Genomic DNA, 14,632 nt, shown 5'->3' with positions numbered 1-14,632 from the left:
CATAACGTCTCATTATCGGTAGCAAGGAAAACAGCGGACCCTTATTCTCACAAGGAATCCGCCTTTTTTTCTTGCTATCAATCTATGCAATTTTTTATACATTCCTATCATGGTGCGGTTTTCCGGTTCTCGTTTGTTACTGGATTAACCCAAAAACTGTATAAAATCTTGTATGCTCGTAGCGTGGGTTTTTTCAAAAATGCTGGCGATACTCCTAAATTTAAAACGAAATAAGCAATGATTAGATTTTAAACCTAGTCATTGCTTTATCCATTGCATCTTGGTTTACACCGATATATCTAAGTGTCACTTTCTCGCTTGAATGATTGAATATCTCCATTAGCAAAGCAATATTCTTCGTTTGCATGTACATATGGTACCCGAATGTTTTACGTAATGTATGAGTGCCTATTTCCTTCAATCCAAACTCTTCTGCTGTGCTTCTGAATATCTTATAAGCCATGCTACGTCCAATTGGTCTATTAGTACCTTCACGACTTTTAATTACATACTCACTGTCATCTCGTTCTTCAATGTACCAACGTAATTCTCTTTTTAACGCTGGAGTTAACTGAATACGTTTTTGTTTCCCTGTCTTTTTTCTCTCATTGAAATATGGCTGCCTTTCAAATCACCTATCTTCAATTTGAGAATGTCACTAATACGTAAACCTGCGTTAATTCCCATTACAAACAAAATAAAATTACGTTCGCTGTTTTCTTTCAGATATTCTTTAATCTGTTGTATTTGCCCTGGATCACGGATAGGTTGGACAAAGTTCATAGGTTATCCCCTCCATTCTGTTCTTCCGTCTCATATATTTCTAATCTAAGAGCAAAAGCTAGTTTATAAAAAGCATTAGATTTATTTCGTCTATATGTACGTTCACTCATACCAATCTCGTTATAAACCATGTAATCAAAAACTTCTTCATCCTCCAAATATCGTTTTACAATAATGTCCCTTTGGGTTTTGCTAAAACGACTTAATGCCTTATCAATTTGAAAAGATAAACGTTGTAATTTCACTTCTCTTTCACTCATAGCAACATTTGCTAAAGCAACATCTTCAGCTGGCTTTCCTATTATGTTTGTTGGACCATGATATCTTACCTCACCAGAGGCTGTGACCTTCATCTCGTTTCTAATCATCCCAAATTGTCTGTAAATACGAACGTTTTCTAAAATCTCTTCTAAACGAACCTGTGTTGCTTTTCGGTCAATTTTAGGTAAGAAAGTTAATTGCATCATATATATAAACACCCCTTATCTATTTTGTTAAAAAAACCAAAAAGCGGACACCAAACTATAGAGCAATACCACTAATGCTCTTTATAGTTTGATGTCCGCTGGTTCTTCCAGTAGGACTAAATGTGTAATTGATATTATTATATCATTTTCTCATATTTTAGTAACTTTCTTATTAGAAAAGGATTATTTTGTAAAAAGTTTATAAAATCCATCTTCATTGAGCAATTTATATCTAAAAGGAGTAATTATGAAAATTTTGAAATACATATTACTTAGCATTGGTTGGATTGCATTATTCGCAATGTGGTGGGCTATATTTTTTCATTAAATACATCTACCCCCTGGATAAAACTCAATATTCCGTCAATACTGTAGATAGGCTGTTAGCCAGAACTCATTTAAAGTAGTTTTCTCTGTATCTCCTTGTAGGGAGCAGTTAGCTTTTGCTAGCTGCTCTTTTGCATACTTTGTTATATTTAAACCCATACTAAACATTAGTTATGTTTATACATGATCAAAATTTCTAATAACAAATTTACTGTTCAAATGCATCCTTTGGTTATTCTCCTGTTGGATGCACTTGAACTTTACAAAATGAGATTTTTATTAAACTCATTTTCACTCCCACATAATATCTTTAATTCTGCTTATACTATAGCTGTAACTAAAAGTTACATATCATTTACTTGTAGGGCCTAATTTTCTTTTGTACAACAAGTAGTTAGCTAATTGAGCTAGCTACTTTTTTGTGCAATATGAAGTTTTTCAATTCACTTTACCCGATGAATAAACTTTTAAGTTTCTAACCATACTACTCATGAGCTATTACAGATGTAGCTCAATCTTTCCAAATCACATTTGTTCGTTCATTTAGCAGGCAGTTCATTTACCAACTGTCTGCTATCTTATTTTCATTGATTCTTTATTATAAAATTCAAGAATTAATTTCCACAAATTGTAGATACTATAGGTAAGCTAACAGCCATTTTAGTTTTCCCATGAAATTGTGCGAATCACATATCCTTAAGAGAAAGTACTAAGAACATTGCAGTTAGCTTAATTAGCTAGCTGCTTTGTTTGTTAACCATTTTTTGCACGAATACAGTTTATATGCATAACTTTTAAATTGAAATCCATACTATATTTAGGTCTTAATATCTAAAACCCTTATTTCAACCTTAGACCTAACAAATCGCTCCTCTCCCTTCCCTGGAGCTAAGCAGTTAGCTATTGCTAGCTGCTCTTTTATTTTTATTAGATTGATGCACCAAAAAATTAAGAAAACTATGGAACTTCCAATGAACATTAGGTGAAAAACATAGAAAACGCAAACCTAAAAAGGGTAAATATAATATTGATTGAGCATTTCAAACGTAAAGTAATACGATAAAAACCCTATTTTATTTTTGGGTTTTACATTGTAAAATTTAATTTTCATCCCAAAGTAAGGGTTTCACTCCTACACTTCGTAATATCATTATCTCGTGAATTATTTTAAAAAAATTTATTTTTATATATAAATTTATATGTATGAATTATTTTACATTCAATTGAACTAACAGTTGCATGTTAAAAATCCCCCTTTAACTAAAAAAGGATGCTTGTCCATGTCAGATAGGGTATTTCTTTCATATCTTGTAATATCTTCATAGAAAGGAGAGAAGATCCTATGGAAAATGTTGTGATACAACAAACTGAAGAATGTCCTACATGTCCAGAAGGCACTGTTTGTGAAGCGAGTGATTTACTATGTATAAACATTCCTTGTACGACTACGGTAGTATTGTTGGGATTGATTCGGTTAAATATTGGTCCATTATGTATTCGAGTTAGTTCAGTAGATGATTTGACAAAATTCTCAGATGAAGAGAGACTTGCCAAAGAACGACAGATATTTGATGAGCTAAGAAATACTCTCCCACATTTAAATTCACTGTTTAAAGAGTAACAATTAGGTGGTCTTCAAACAACACACTCATCCAACCTTTGACATTGAAAATCTCTTGAGTCCTTTCTCGTTTAACCGCCGAACTCGCATGGTCTTTGATATCTGTTCTAAAGTTTCTAGTTTTGATATCGAGTATAAAATCACCATTTTTTATCCTTCGTGTTGCTTGCGTTCTTATGATATTAACAACTTCTCCATTGCGAAGCCCACCCATAAATTGCATGTAAATTCCTAAAGTTATCCTAGGCGCTACCAAGATGGATATCTCTATCAGTAAAGTCAGGTATTGTATCGGAAAAATGTGCTCTTTTTTTGTATTAGCCGATTTAGGATACTTAACTCCCTTAAATGGTGATAAATAGTATTTTTTTCCCCATTGATTCTGTTTTTTACAAACTGATTCAGTGGAGTTTCAGGTAGAAAGCCCTTCGTGACTAAGAAGACGTAAAAATTAGTCAACGTTCTTTCGTACAGCCTTACAGTTCCATTACTCACCTTTACGTCTGTCCCCAAATGATTTAAAAACTCTATACCATGAGATATCTTCAATCCGGAAAGAGAATCTAATTTTAAGTGTTTTCTATTCTTCTGGATATAGTTTAAAAAAACCACTAAAATGTCCGCATACTTCTTCATCGTATTAGGTTTACTGGATGCATATTTACTTAAAAGGAATTCCGATACCGGATGTATGACTTTGACTGTTGCTCCACTTTCTTGATCTATCCTTCTCACTGATATCAATGCAAACTTCTTTTCATCGCCATACCAATCAATCCACATAATATCTGTAAAGAACTCAAATTTATACATAGGCAAGACACCTATGCTTTTGTTATTCTCCGCCATATTCATATTCATCATGTATAAATCTCCCTCAACTTTCTTACAGTTGTTCTATATGTATTTAGCTGTTACTGCTTGTTTTTAAATTCAAGGTCCTCGCACCGAGGCTATGTCCTCCTAAAACTGAAACAAACAATCCCTAATTTTGTACAATTATTATTGGTATTGTTTTACTCTGATAACTCTTAATGCCATGATACTAAAGAAAAAAATATATGTACAAGCGATATCACTCGCATAAAACAAAAAAACCTCTTATATCAAGAGAGATAATCACTTTTAAGAAATTTAATACGTCCAATATCTTTATGTACAATATTGCGGTGATATAGATATGTAATACAATAACTGCGTTTTTTCTCACTAATTATGAAACCAAATAATTCAAAGTTTTAACATGCATTTCTTAACTGAAAAAATAAGTGTATATAATGTAACCTAAAAGTAGTATTAAAATGATTATTCCTGTACCCTTCCAATTCATACCACCTGCCATATCAACAGGACTACCTGATTCCGCTCTATTGAGTCCATCATTTAAAGAACCAGTAGGATTATTTTTTAATTCACTTTGTCTCATACGTTCTCTTTTTTCCTCTGGTGACTCTTTATTCATATAATCACCTCCAAAATGAATGCACTCTTTACTTACATTATACAAAACTTCTATTAAAAATAGGTTTGCAACATAAAGAAAGCTAGCAATGCTAGCTTTCTTTATAATCCAATATGCTCTTCGTTGTTTACAGTAATCCCTTTATGATCGATTTCAAGCTCACATACTTTCATAACTGTGAATACTTTCGCTAATTGCTCAGCAATTTCTTGCCTCTTCTCATAAGGCGTTAATATAAAAATGGATGGTCCCGCGCCGCTAAGTGCTGTGCCATATGCCCCAAATTCTTTTGCACATTTACGGATAGATGGTAATAACGGCACAAGCTCTAAACGATATGGCTCGTGAAAATGATCTTTCTCCATCATTTCCCCTACAACTTCCCACTTCTTTTGGCAAAACGCAGCCACTAATACATTACTTATCGCACTAGCCTTAACCGCTTCATGAAACGGAAACACCTCTGGTAATACAGATCGACTTTCATCTGTATTTAGCTCTTCATTCGGAATGAGAGAGATTACGCCTAACTCCTTACTTTCAATTCTTACAACCGAAACATTCTTTCCATCAAGTGCTCCAATTACAGTTCCGCCTAAAATAGAAGCAGCAACATTGTCTGGATGCCCTTCAAAATTTGTAGCAATTTGAACTTTTTGATCAGTTGTTAAGCTCAAATTGCCAAGTTGATTCGCAAGCTCTATTCCTGCTACAATCGCTGATGCGCTACTTCCTAGACCTCTTGTAAGCGGAATATTACTAGTAACTTCTATTATATGGGGCGATAAAGAAGGACACACTTTACATGCCGTGCTAACGATTAAATTTTTTTCATCTGTTGGAATTGAATCTTCAAAGGAATGGATGACTTGCCATTTATCAGCTTGCTCTTTTACTACCACATCTAAATACAATGACAAAGCTATTCCCACCGAGTCAAATCCAGGTCCAACATTCGCTGTACTAGCAGGAACACGAACGCTTAATGGTATCACGACATAATCACCCCTTTTATATGATCTTTGATTTGTTCTATATCATTCGCAACACTTGCAATGTCAAATTTATTAGAAGAAATAGCGATATCAGGATCTTTCAAACCATTTCCAGTTAATACTGCAACAACTGTTTCTCCCTTTTTGATTTTTCCAGATTGAACATGTTTAATTACACCGGCCAATGAAGCATTTGATCCTGGCTCAGCGAAAACTCCTTCAGTTTTTGCTAACAATCTATACGCATGTAATATTTCCTCATCTGATACCATATCTATTTCACCATTTGACTGCTCAGCAGCCTCTACTGCATACGACCAACTTGCTGGATTCCCAATACGAATCGCTGTTGCAATCGTTTCAGGCGCCTCAATTACATGTCCTTTAACAATCGCTGCTGCTCCCTCCGCTTCAAAACCGTGAATTCTTGGCTTCTTATACCCTTTCTCTTTCTCGTATTCACAGAATCCTTTCCAGTATGCTGTAATATTTCCTGCATTCCCAACAGGGATAGCTAGAACATCTGGCGCTTTTTGCAACTGGTCACAAATTTCAAATGCCGCTGTTTTTTGTCCTTCAATTCGATAAGGATTCACTGAGTTTACTAATGTAATTGGCTCTTCTGCAGCAATATTTCTTACCGCTTTAAGTGCATCATCAAAGTTCCCTTCTATTGAAATGATCTCTGCTCCATAAGCGACTGCTTGCGCTAATTTCCCGTGCGCAATCTTCCCTTCTGGGATTACGATAATACACTTCATTCCGAGACGTGCCGCGTATGCTGCAGCCGATGCCGATGTATTACCTGTTGATGCACAAATGATTGCCTCTGAGCCTTCTTCTTTCGCCTTAGCAACCGCCATTACCATGCCACGATCTTTAAAAGAACCTGTCGGGTTCGCTCCCTCGTACTTCCCATATAACTGAATTCCTAATTGCTTTGATATATTTAATAATGGAATAAGAGGTGTATTCCCTTCCATTAAACTAACATCTGGTGTATTTTCACTTACCGGTAAATATGAAGAATATTGTTTTAAAAGTCCTTTATACATATTGTTTTTCCTCCTCAATACTGTAGTAACTGTTTATTTCACTTGCGATATCTTCAATCGCTCTTAACACTTGTTCAAATTGATATTTTGAAGTGTGATGTGTCACGATAACAACTTCTGCAAGTTCCCTATTCAGCGGCAACTGAATTACCTCTTTTAAACTTACAGAACAATTAGCGAAACATTCTGTTATTTTTTGCAACATCCCAGGTTCATCACTTAATGAAATACGTAAAAAATATTTAGAAACTACTTCTTCATCAGCTTGTAATTCATATGGCTCTGGTTCTTTTAATACACTTTTATGTTTCGGTATTTGATTCATATTTTTAACGACTGAAATAATGTCACTAACTACTGCAGATCCAGTTGGCAGTTTCCCAGCGCCTGGTCCGTAAAACATCACTTCTCCTACCGCTTGACCATGAACATATACCGCATTAAATTCGTTATTCACATTCGATAATGGGTGGTGACTTGGCAATAAAGTCGGTTCTACACTTAAATGAATAGATGATCCTTGCTTCTCCGCTTTACCAATTAGTTTCATAGTAAACCCTAACTTTTTCGCCATCTCTAAATCTTCTTTTTCAACCTTTCGAATCCCTCTAACTTGAACATCATCTAAAGAAACATTCATCGAAAAACCTAAGTTAGCAAGAATCGCTACCTTTCTTGCTGCATCCAGACCATCTACATCTGCTGTTGGATCTGATTCTGCGAAACCTAATTTTTGTGCCTCCTGCAGAGCCTCTTCATACGACCATCCATTTTGACTCATCTTTGTTAACATATAATTAGTTGTTCCATTTACGATTCCCATTATTTTTTCAATTTGATCTGAGGCCAGTCCGTCTGCCAATCCTCTTAATATCGGAATTCCACCTGCTACACTTGCTTCATAAAACAAATCACAATTATTTTCATTTGCTAATTGTAGAAGCTCAGCCCCGTATACAGCCATTAAATCTTTATTTGCAGTTACAACATGTTTTTTACTTTGTAATGCCTTAATAATATGCTGTTTTGCTTCTTCAATTCCGCCCATTACCTCTACTACAATATCTATATTTGAATCATTTAGAACTTCATCCACATTACGCGTAACTACGATTCCATCAATACAAACGTCACGTTCTTTTTCTAAATCACGTACAACGACTGCCTTTACCTTTACTTCACACCCTGTATCAAGTGCGATTTTTTGGTAATGTTCTTTCAAAATATGGACAACACCACTTCCGACAGTGCCTAAACCGATTACCCCAACATTAATTACATTATTCATCTTCTAATCTCCTCCTAAAATTTTATTTTGTTTGCTCTATCAATCACCTTGCTCTGCCATTTTCCCATGCAGGTGGTGGTTTTTTCGGTACGTACTAATCGTTTCATGTTACAGCACCCCCTTTCAAAGTAATAAAAAAACACACTCATCCCTAGGAAAGGGACGAATGTGTTTTCGTGGTTCCACCCTTGTTCCAACCTAGGCTCAATTTCTTCTAGATTGCTCAAGTTCAGATAACGGCTGATACCGTCAATAATTACTAGATTACTCGTTCACTATTGAAGTTCAAAGGTGGTAAAATCATTTCTCGTGTTAGGAAGCTCACACCCTTGGCTTCCCTCTCTGTAAACCGTAAAAATGATTTCATGTCCTTATCGTTACTTTTTCGCTCATGTTCATTTGTTAACTCATTATACTCGCATAAAAAACAAAATCAATACTATTTTTTAATTATTTTAAATTTTCAATCTTAAAACCTATAAAAAAACACACTCATCCCTAGGAAAGGGACGAATGTGTTTTCGTGGTTCCACCCTTGTTCCAACCTAGACTCATTTTCTTCTAGATTGCTCAAGTTCAGATAACGGCTGATACCGTCAATAATTACTAGATTACTCGTTCACTATTGAAGTTCAAAGGTGGTAAAATCATTTCTCGTGTTAGGAAGCTCACACCCTTGGCTTCCCTCTCTGTAAACCGTAAAAATGATTTCATGTCCTTATCATTACTTTTTCGTTCATGTCTATTTGTTAACTTATTATAGTTATCAACTTTTTAAAAAGCAAGCCTATTTTTACTAACTATTTTCAAAATAATTTTTCATTATATTTCACAATAACATTTTACAATGGCTACTTCATTTACCTATTTTGTAATTTTTCAACTTGTAAATCTATGGTCCATATATTAATATCCCATTCTAAAACGAGTAGATTTCCACCCTCTAAAACTATATTAATAAATAATTTTTAATATAATCTTTTCGTATAACTTTCTTCTAAAGAACGTGCAACCTCTTCTTCTGAAGCATTCACTTTCGCATGTTCCATTAACATTTTTGCTGCTGAAGGTAACTCTCTTTTATTTAACCAAGATTCTGGATCCCACATCTTAGAACGAATAAAAGCTTTTGCGCAATGAATATAGCATTCTTCAATTTCAACAACGATTCCAAGTAACGGATTACGTCCATTCGCCTGCATTTCTTTCAAAGTTTCTTCATCGTTTGTAATATATGCTTTACCGTTTATTCGGAGTGTTTCCCCAAGACCAGGAATAAAAAAGATTAACCCTACGCGTGGATTTGAAATAATATTCAAAATGGAGTCTATCCGACGATTGCCCGGTCTTTCTGGAATGATGATTTTATTATTATTTAATATATATACAAATCCAGGTGCATCCCCTCTCGGCGAAGCATCACACTCTCCTAATTTATTTGCAGTAGATAACACTAGAAAAGGAGATTTAGACAGAAAATCTACGCAATGGTGGTCTAGTGATGAAATAACTTTTTTTAAGGCCCGCTCACTTGGTTGCCCCAATATTTGCCGTAATTCTTCCTCTGTTGAAATTATTGATTTTATTTCCTTACTCTCTATCCCCACCTATAACCACTCCTTTTTCTTTATTTTCCCAAAATTCAATATAAATATTGTATAATATAATTTGCAGAAAGGGGAATTAAAATGACAGAGTGGTTAACAATATTTGATTCTGACAGAAATACACTTGGGAAGAAATTACGTGATGAAGTGCATCGTGACGGTGATTGGCACGAAACATTCCATTGCTGGTTTGTAGAAAAAGATGATGAAGATATGTTTTTATACTTCCAATTACGCTCTAAAAACAAAAAAGAAGCTCCGAGTATATGGGATATTACGTCAGCTGGACATATTATGCATAATGAAGATGTACAAATTGGCGGCCTTCGTGAAATTGAAGAAGAATTGGGGCTTTCCTTTCAAACTACTGATTTAGCGTACAAAGGAATCTTTAAAATAGATTATGAAATTTCAAACCTTACTGATCGTGAGTTTTGTCATATGTATTTTCACAATGTACTAAAACCACTTCCATTTGCACCAGGTGAAGAAGTAGACGATGTGATGAAAGTACATGCAACGTCTTTTCTACAACTATTAAAAAGAGAGATTTCATCTTTTACGGCTATTTCTGTTTTAAACAATAATCCGATAACAATAATGTTTGAAGATATTTATCCGTATGATCTTGCATACTATGAATTTGTTGTAGAACAAGGAAAAGAATTGCTGAAAAATAATAGTTTGTAAGTCAACTACCCCACTGAGATGAAACGTTTCAATGGGGGCTTGCGTTAGAACACTAGGTCTTTTCATCTATCGCTAGACAGTTTGACGCTCTAGCATTCATGCCACCTTATGGTAACACCCCAAGTAATTTTTTGGTTGGTACTGGCAACGAACGATTATTTTCCCACTTGCACCACCCTTTCGAAAAAGAGCAATTCATCCTTGCGGAAGAAGCCACCACTCAGATGAATCCGGCGTGTGCTACAAGCCCCGACAAGTCGAGTACACGTTGTCTTACGATATATCCCCTCCTTATCTACGACAGATTATATCGTAAGACAAAACGAAACAAATATTCGCCCTCAAAAAATTGTTATGAACGAAACAAAAGGGGTCAACCTACCTTCTGACGGCAATTCATCTCCACCTGAATTGTTGGGCTTTACCCGTAACACAAATCAGATGGAGTCTTCTTGCCGAAAAAGATAAAATAGGACTCCTAGCCCATATTCGCTGTGAGTCCTATTTTTCATTATTGTTCAAGTGTCTTCAATCTTTTCTCTACTCGAATAAATAAGCGAATGATTAGCAATAGCATAACAACCATAATCGCTATCATTGTATGTGGATATCTAAACAGTATACTAATAACACTTCCAATTAACATCATGATGAATCCATTTTGCTTCATCACTTCTGCACTATACCTATTACCCGCATCCCATAATTCTTTGTTTTTCATAGATCGTTTCGTACGATAACCATATGCCGCGTTAATATCTGTCGGTGGATTTTTTTGAAGTATAAGTGCTGCAAGTATAAATATAATACCAATCAATATGCTTATTCCTATGTTTACTAGTGCATCAATCAATTATATCCCCCCTAACTTACACTTTTATTATACGGCACAACCCTAAATTTCCCAATTCATAACACATTCACTTTCTTTCTTTCGATGTCTGGAACATACTTGAAAGTGTTACAAAACGTGCCCCTTTCGTTTTTAACTGCGGAATGATTTTGTCTAGCGCATCTACCGATCCTTGCAAATGCCCGCCTGGAGTTGAATGCTGAAGTATGACACTACCAGGAAATGAATTCCCTAACACATTATTTGTAATCGTATCAGCACTTACCCCTTTCCAATCAACAGTATCAACACTCCACTGTACAATCATAAAATTTTGCTCTGTTGCCCACTTCAATTGATTTTCAAGTATTTCACCATACGGCGGACGTATAAATTTAGGAGCATAGCCGGCTAAACCTTTTAATATTTCTTCCGTTTTTATAATTTGATTACGGTACTCAGCCTCATTTACTTTCGCTAAATTCGGATGACTATACGTATGATTACCAATTACATGCCCTTCATTCGCGATACGCTTTACTACATTCGGAAACTTTTCAGCATTTTCACCAAGCAAGAAAAACGTAGCTTTCACATTATGTTGTTTTAACTTATCTAATATTTTTGGCGTAAATACTAAATCTGGCCCATCGTCAAATGTAAGAGCTACTTCCGCTTTATTATATGGTCCTGAAAATGCATACGCATATTTTTCAACCCATGAAAATGGTGTCCATGACCCTCGATACTCTTCTTTCATTGGGACATGATAATGCTCTGGGATATTTAATGTATATGGCAATGTATTTATATAGTCTCCATAATAAAATAAGTTATATGGCATATAAGCATACGAAACCTCTCGTTCTAATCCCCATTGAAATGGAACGAAATTTTCTGGTGTATAAAAATAATACATGATAAAAACCTCCCTAAAATTTCATATGTGATTCATCTGCACTTTGTTAGAAAAATTCTTATTCATGAACAAAAATAAGACTGTCCATAATTGGGACAGTCTTACTGCTTTATATAATTAATATATCGATGTACTATCTTTCGGCAAAACTTTCACATATTTTAAATAACTCGTCACTTTATCATCGTCATCTTGCGGATATTGATAACCATAAGTGTCAGCAATTTCATTCGCAACTTCTCTAAATAAATCACCCATTACAAAGAATGACTCCCAAATACTCTCATATTCTGCATTAGAAAATGTCTGTTTAAATTGCTCCCACATATCTTTGTCAATATATTGCTCGAAGTGCTTCCCAAACTTCCCTGTATTAACTGTAAAGTCTGTTTTCATACCAACATGCCATTCTAGCATTACGATTAACATATCTCGTACTGGACCATCAAGCATTCCTTTTACATAAGAAAGTTCTTCTCTCCATAGTCCTTTCGCTACATTCGTGCTGCACCACCAAAATTCATTACAGCAATCCAGAAGCTCTTTTTCTGTAGGCTTTTTTATTAAGTAATCCTTATCGCTTGCTGGTGGGAATTCTTCCATACAATTATCTTTATCAAAAAGAAGTTTACTTAAACTATCTTTTCCAACAAACTTATTTATTAAATGAACTGGAACTAGCGTTAAATCAATTCGATTCCCATCCATGAACTGCATTAAATACGGAAATTTGCCGTCTTCATCAGCTGGGAGTAATGACATTTCTTCTGGCATTTGAACAATCATTATTTCTCCAAATCTATGAATCCAATCATGATTAGATGTAAACGGTTGTACTTCTTTTACAACATAGATAATATCATAGTCTTGAAAACAATCTTTTTTCACATTCGGATTTACACGTGATCCATTCATGATGACAGCTCGAATTCTTTCATCCTCTTTAGCTGTATTTATAATTAAGTCTAGCATTTCTTTTTCAGTTCTCATCTTTTCCTAACCTCCAATTTTTTATATAAACTTATATTGTTATGTAAGTTGGAGGTCCACGAGCTAAATACGTTACACGCGATACACGTTATAAATTTTGAAACTTCTTTTTCATCCCTTTTTCCTCCTTACATCACTCTTTTACGATCGCCATTACAAATCCATCATACCCTTTACTTCCGACAGTTTGAAGCGCCGTAGCACTTACACGCGGCTCAGCAGCTATTAATTCATAGAAACGACGTATCCCTTGTACACGAGGATCGTTACTAGTACTATTAATAACCTCCCCTTCAATTTTTCAATACTTTCTACCATTCACTTTTGATTATACCGAAAATTCTGTTTCATATACAAACAAAGAAGGGACACCCATTCCATTACAGAATAGATGTCCCTTCTTTGTTATAAATTTAGCACTTACGGATTAGTAGACCAAAGTCCAGCTGATTTAATAAATGTACGTTTATTTAATTTCAGCTGCGCTACGATAAACTCTGCAATATCTTCTGCTTGCATTACTTTATCGGGATTCCCATCAGTTAATCCTAAATCTACAGCCATATCAGTTGCTACTGTACTTGGTGTTAAAGCTGTTACACGAATGTTATGTTTGCGAACTTCCATCGCTAACGATTCTGTTAAGCCAAGAACACCAAATTTAGAAGCACTATATGCACTTGTTACAGGTGCACCTTTTTGTCCTGCTGTAGATGAAATATTAATAATATCACCAGATTGTTGTTCAATCATGCTTGGTAAAGCGGCACGAGTTGCATAGTATACACCCATTAAGTTTACTTGAATGATTTTTTCCCAATCAGCAACGTCTAGTTCTAAAAATTTGCCGAACTTAGAAATACCAGCGTTATTAATTAAAATATCGATAGATCCTAAACCGTTCTTTAACGTTTCAATTGCAGTAGTTACCTCTTCATATGAAGATACATCCGCAGTCGCAATAACAGCTTTTACGCCTTCTGCTTCTACTTCTTTCGCTACTGCTTTTAAATTTTCTTCTGAACGAGCTAAAAGACCAACATTTACGCCTTCTTTTGCTAATGCGATCGCTACAGCGCGACCAATCCCTCTACCCGCTCCTGTAATTAAAGCATTTTTGCCTTGTAATAATTCTGCCAAGTATAACACCCCTTAATCATCTCAGTTGTTTATTATATTAAAAGTGTATCTATGTTTATGCAAAAAGGCAATGATGCACTTTCATGTGCGTAGGTTACTTGTAAGTAACTATAGTAATGGTAAATGCATATTTAAAGAAAAACTACAGTAATAAATCGATAACTAATCTTCTCTTCAAAAAAAATAATAAGACAATTATGACTACCTCTCTTTTCAACATAAAAAAGTCCTCTCTAAGTCTCATTCTTTTCTCCACATTACCAGGAGTTTTTGAATTACTACTTAAAGGGGATAGTCTCAAACGAAGTTGTTTTATACACTACAAAACATTATAGGATTTAATCAACTTTTTTAAATTCTTTAGATTCACTTTTGGAATTTCCGGTAAACCGCGAACTACTATAAACAAATGAGGGTTTTATTCAACATTGCTAAATTTTGAGGGCGTAAGTATAC

13 protein-coding genes, 2 pseudogenes and 2 other annotated features are annotated in these 14,632 nt (G+C 34.9%); of the genes and pseudogenes, 2 read left to right on the top strand and 13 right to left on the bottom strand.

From position 1 onward, the window contains the following. Positions 1 to 241: 241 nt before the first annotated feature. Together COI75_RS02425 and COI75_RS02420 are read right to left on the bottom strand one after the other, a co-directional pair. Positions 242 to 783: pseudogene (locus tag COI75_RS02425) on the bottom strand (site-specific integrase). Continuing rightward, entirely contained in the window at positions 780 to 1,250 is a 471-nt protein-coding gene (locus tag COI75_RS02420; protein WP_000983403.1) for an ArpU family phage packaging/lysis transcriptional regulator, read from the bottom strand. Before COI75_RS02420 ends, COI75_RS02425 begins: the two are co-directional and overlap by 4 nt. Before the next feature lie 1,669 nt (positions 1,251 to 2,919). Here COI75_RS02420 and COI75_RS02415 point away from each other — a divergent pair. Further along, complete coding sequence (locus tag COI75_RS02415; RefSeq protein ID WP_000432711.1) at positions 2,920 to 3,198, top strand: hypothetical protein; 279 nt, start codon at positions 2,920 to 2,922, stop codon at positions 3,196 to 3,198. A 279-nt stretch (positions 3,199 to 3,477) separates the two neighbouring features. Here COI75_RS02415 and COI75_RS02405 read toward each other — a convergent pair whose 3' ends face one another. The 6 genes from COI75_RS02405 to COI75_RS02375 form a co-directional block, all read right to left on the bottom strand. Then, positions 3,478 to 4,062 (bottom strand): hypothetical protein, encoded by a 585-nt coding sequence (locus COI75_RS02405; RefSeq protein ID WP_002095735.1) that lies wholly within the window; start codon positions 4,060 to 4,062, stop codon positions 3,478 to 3,480. A 388-nt stretch (positions 4,063 to 4,450) separates the two neighbouring features. Then, complete coding sequence (locus tag COI75_RS02400) at positions 4,451 to 4,660, bottom strand: DUF6366 family protein (protein WP_001031474.1); 210 nt, start codon at positions 4,658 to 4,660, stop codon at positions 4,451 to 4,453. Positions 4,661 to 4,761: 101 nt separating this feature from the next. After that, a complete protein-coding gene (gene thrB / locus COI75_RS02395; RefSeq protein ID WP_000612686.1) occupies positions 4,762 to 5,655 on the bottom strand; it encodes a homoserine kinase in 894 nt (297 codons plus the stop codon). Further along, positions 5,652 to 6,710: a threonine synthase gene (gene thrC / locus COI75_RS02390; protein ID WP_000276446.1), complete on the bottom strand. Its 1,059-nt coding sequence runs from the start codon at positions 6,708 to 6,710 to the stop codon at positions 5,652 to 5,654. Before thrC ends, thrB begins: the two co-directional genes overlap by 4 nt. Continuing rightward, positions 6,703 to 7,998 (bottom strand): homoserine dehydrogenase, encoded by a 1,296-nt coding sequence (locus tag COI75_RS02385; protein ID WP_001066888.1) that lies wholly within the window; start codon positions 7,996 to 7,998, stop codon positions 6,703 to 6,705. The genes thrC and COI75_RS02385 overlap by 8 nt, the downstream gene beginning before the upstream one ends. Before the next feature lie 155 nt (positions 7,999 to 8,153). Next, positions 8,154 to 8,385: a binding site (T-box leader), on the bottom strand. Positions 8,386 to 8,500: 115 nt separating this feature from the next. Beyond that, positions 8,501 to 8,732, bottom strand: a binding site (T-box leader). A gap of 234 nt (positions 8,733 to 8,966) precedes the next feature. After that, positions 8,967 to 9,605, bottom strand: coding sequence for a pyridoxamine 5'-phosphate oxidase family protein (locus tag COI75_RS02375; RefSeq protein WP_000510740.1), 639 nt, complete (start codon positions 9,603 to 9,605; stop codon positions 8,967 to 8,969). An 81-nt stretch (positions 9,606 to 9,686) separates the two neighbouring features. Between COI75_RS02375 and COI75_RS02370 the strand changes: the two genes are divergently transcribed. Beyond that, positions 9,687 to 10,295: an NUDIX hydrolase gene (locus COI75_RS02370; RefSeq protein WP_000141360.1), complete on the top strand. Its 609-nt coding sequence runs from the start codon at positions 9,687 to 9,689 to the stop codon at positions 10,293 to 10,295. A gap of 511 nt (positions 10,296 to 10,806) precedes the next feature. Here COI75_RS02370 and COI75_RS02355 read toward each other — a convergent pair. From COI75_RS02355 to COI75_RS02335, 5 genes and pseudogenes are all read right to left on the bottom strand, one after another. Next, entirely contained in the window at positions 10,807 to 11,145 is a 339-nt protein-coding gene (locus tag COI75_RS02355; RefSeq protein ID WP_033658017.1) for an SdpI family protein, read from the bottom strand. Positions 11,146 to 11,215: 70 nt separating this feature from the next. Next, positions 11,216 to 12,046, bottom strand: coding sequence for a peptidoglycan-N-acetylglucosamine deacetylase (locus tag COI75_RS02350; RefSeq protein WP_000291234.1), 831 nt, complete (start codon positions 12,044 to 12,046; stop codon positions 11,216 to 11,218). Between the two features lie 117 nt (positions 12,047 to 12,163). Beyond that, positions 12,164 to 13,036: an aminoglycoside 6-adenylyltransferase gene (locus tag COI75_RS02345; protein WP_001258514.1), complete on the bottom strand. Its 873-nt coding sequence runs from the start codon at positions 13,034 to 13,036 to the stop codon at positions 12,164 to 12,166. A gap of 133 nt (positions 13,037 to 13,169) precedes the next feature. After that, a pseudogene (locus COI75_RS02340) lies at positions 13,170 to 13,331 on the bottom strand (O-methyltransferase); the annotation flags it as partial. Between the two features lie 125 nt (positions 13,332 to 13,456). Beyond that, positions 13,457 to 14,176 (bottom strand): 3-ketoacyl-ACP reductase, encoded by a 720-nt coding sequence (locus COI75_RS02335; protein WP_000818985.1) that lies wholly within the window; start codon positions 14,174 to 14,176, stop codon positions 13,457 to 13,459. Positions 14,177 to 14,632: the final 456 nt, after the last annotated feature.

The sequence above is a fragment of the Bacillus cereus genome, assembly GCF_002564555.1.
Lineage (GTDB): Bacteria > Bacillota > Bacilli > Bacillales > Bacillaceae_G > Bacillus_A > Bacillus_A cereus_K.
The sequence above is the reverse complement of the archived record's forward strand: the minus strand, read 5'-3'. Positions and strand labels throughout refer to the sequence as shown.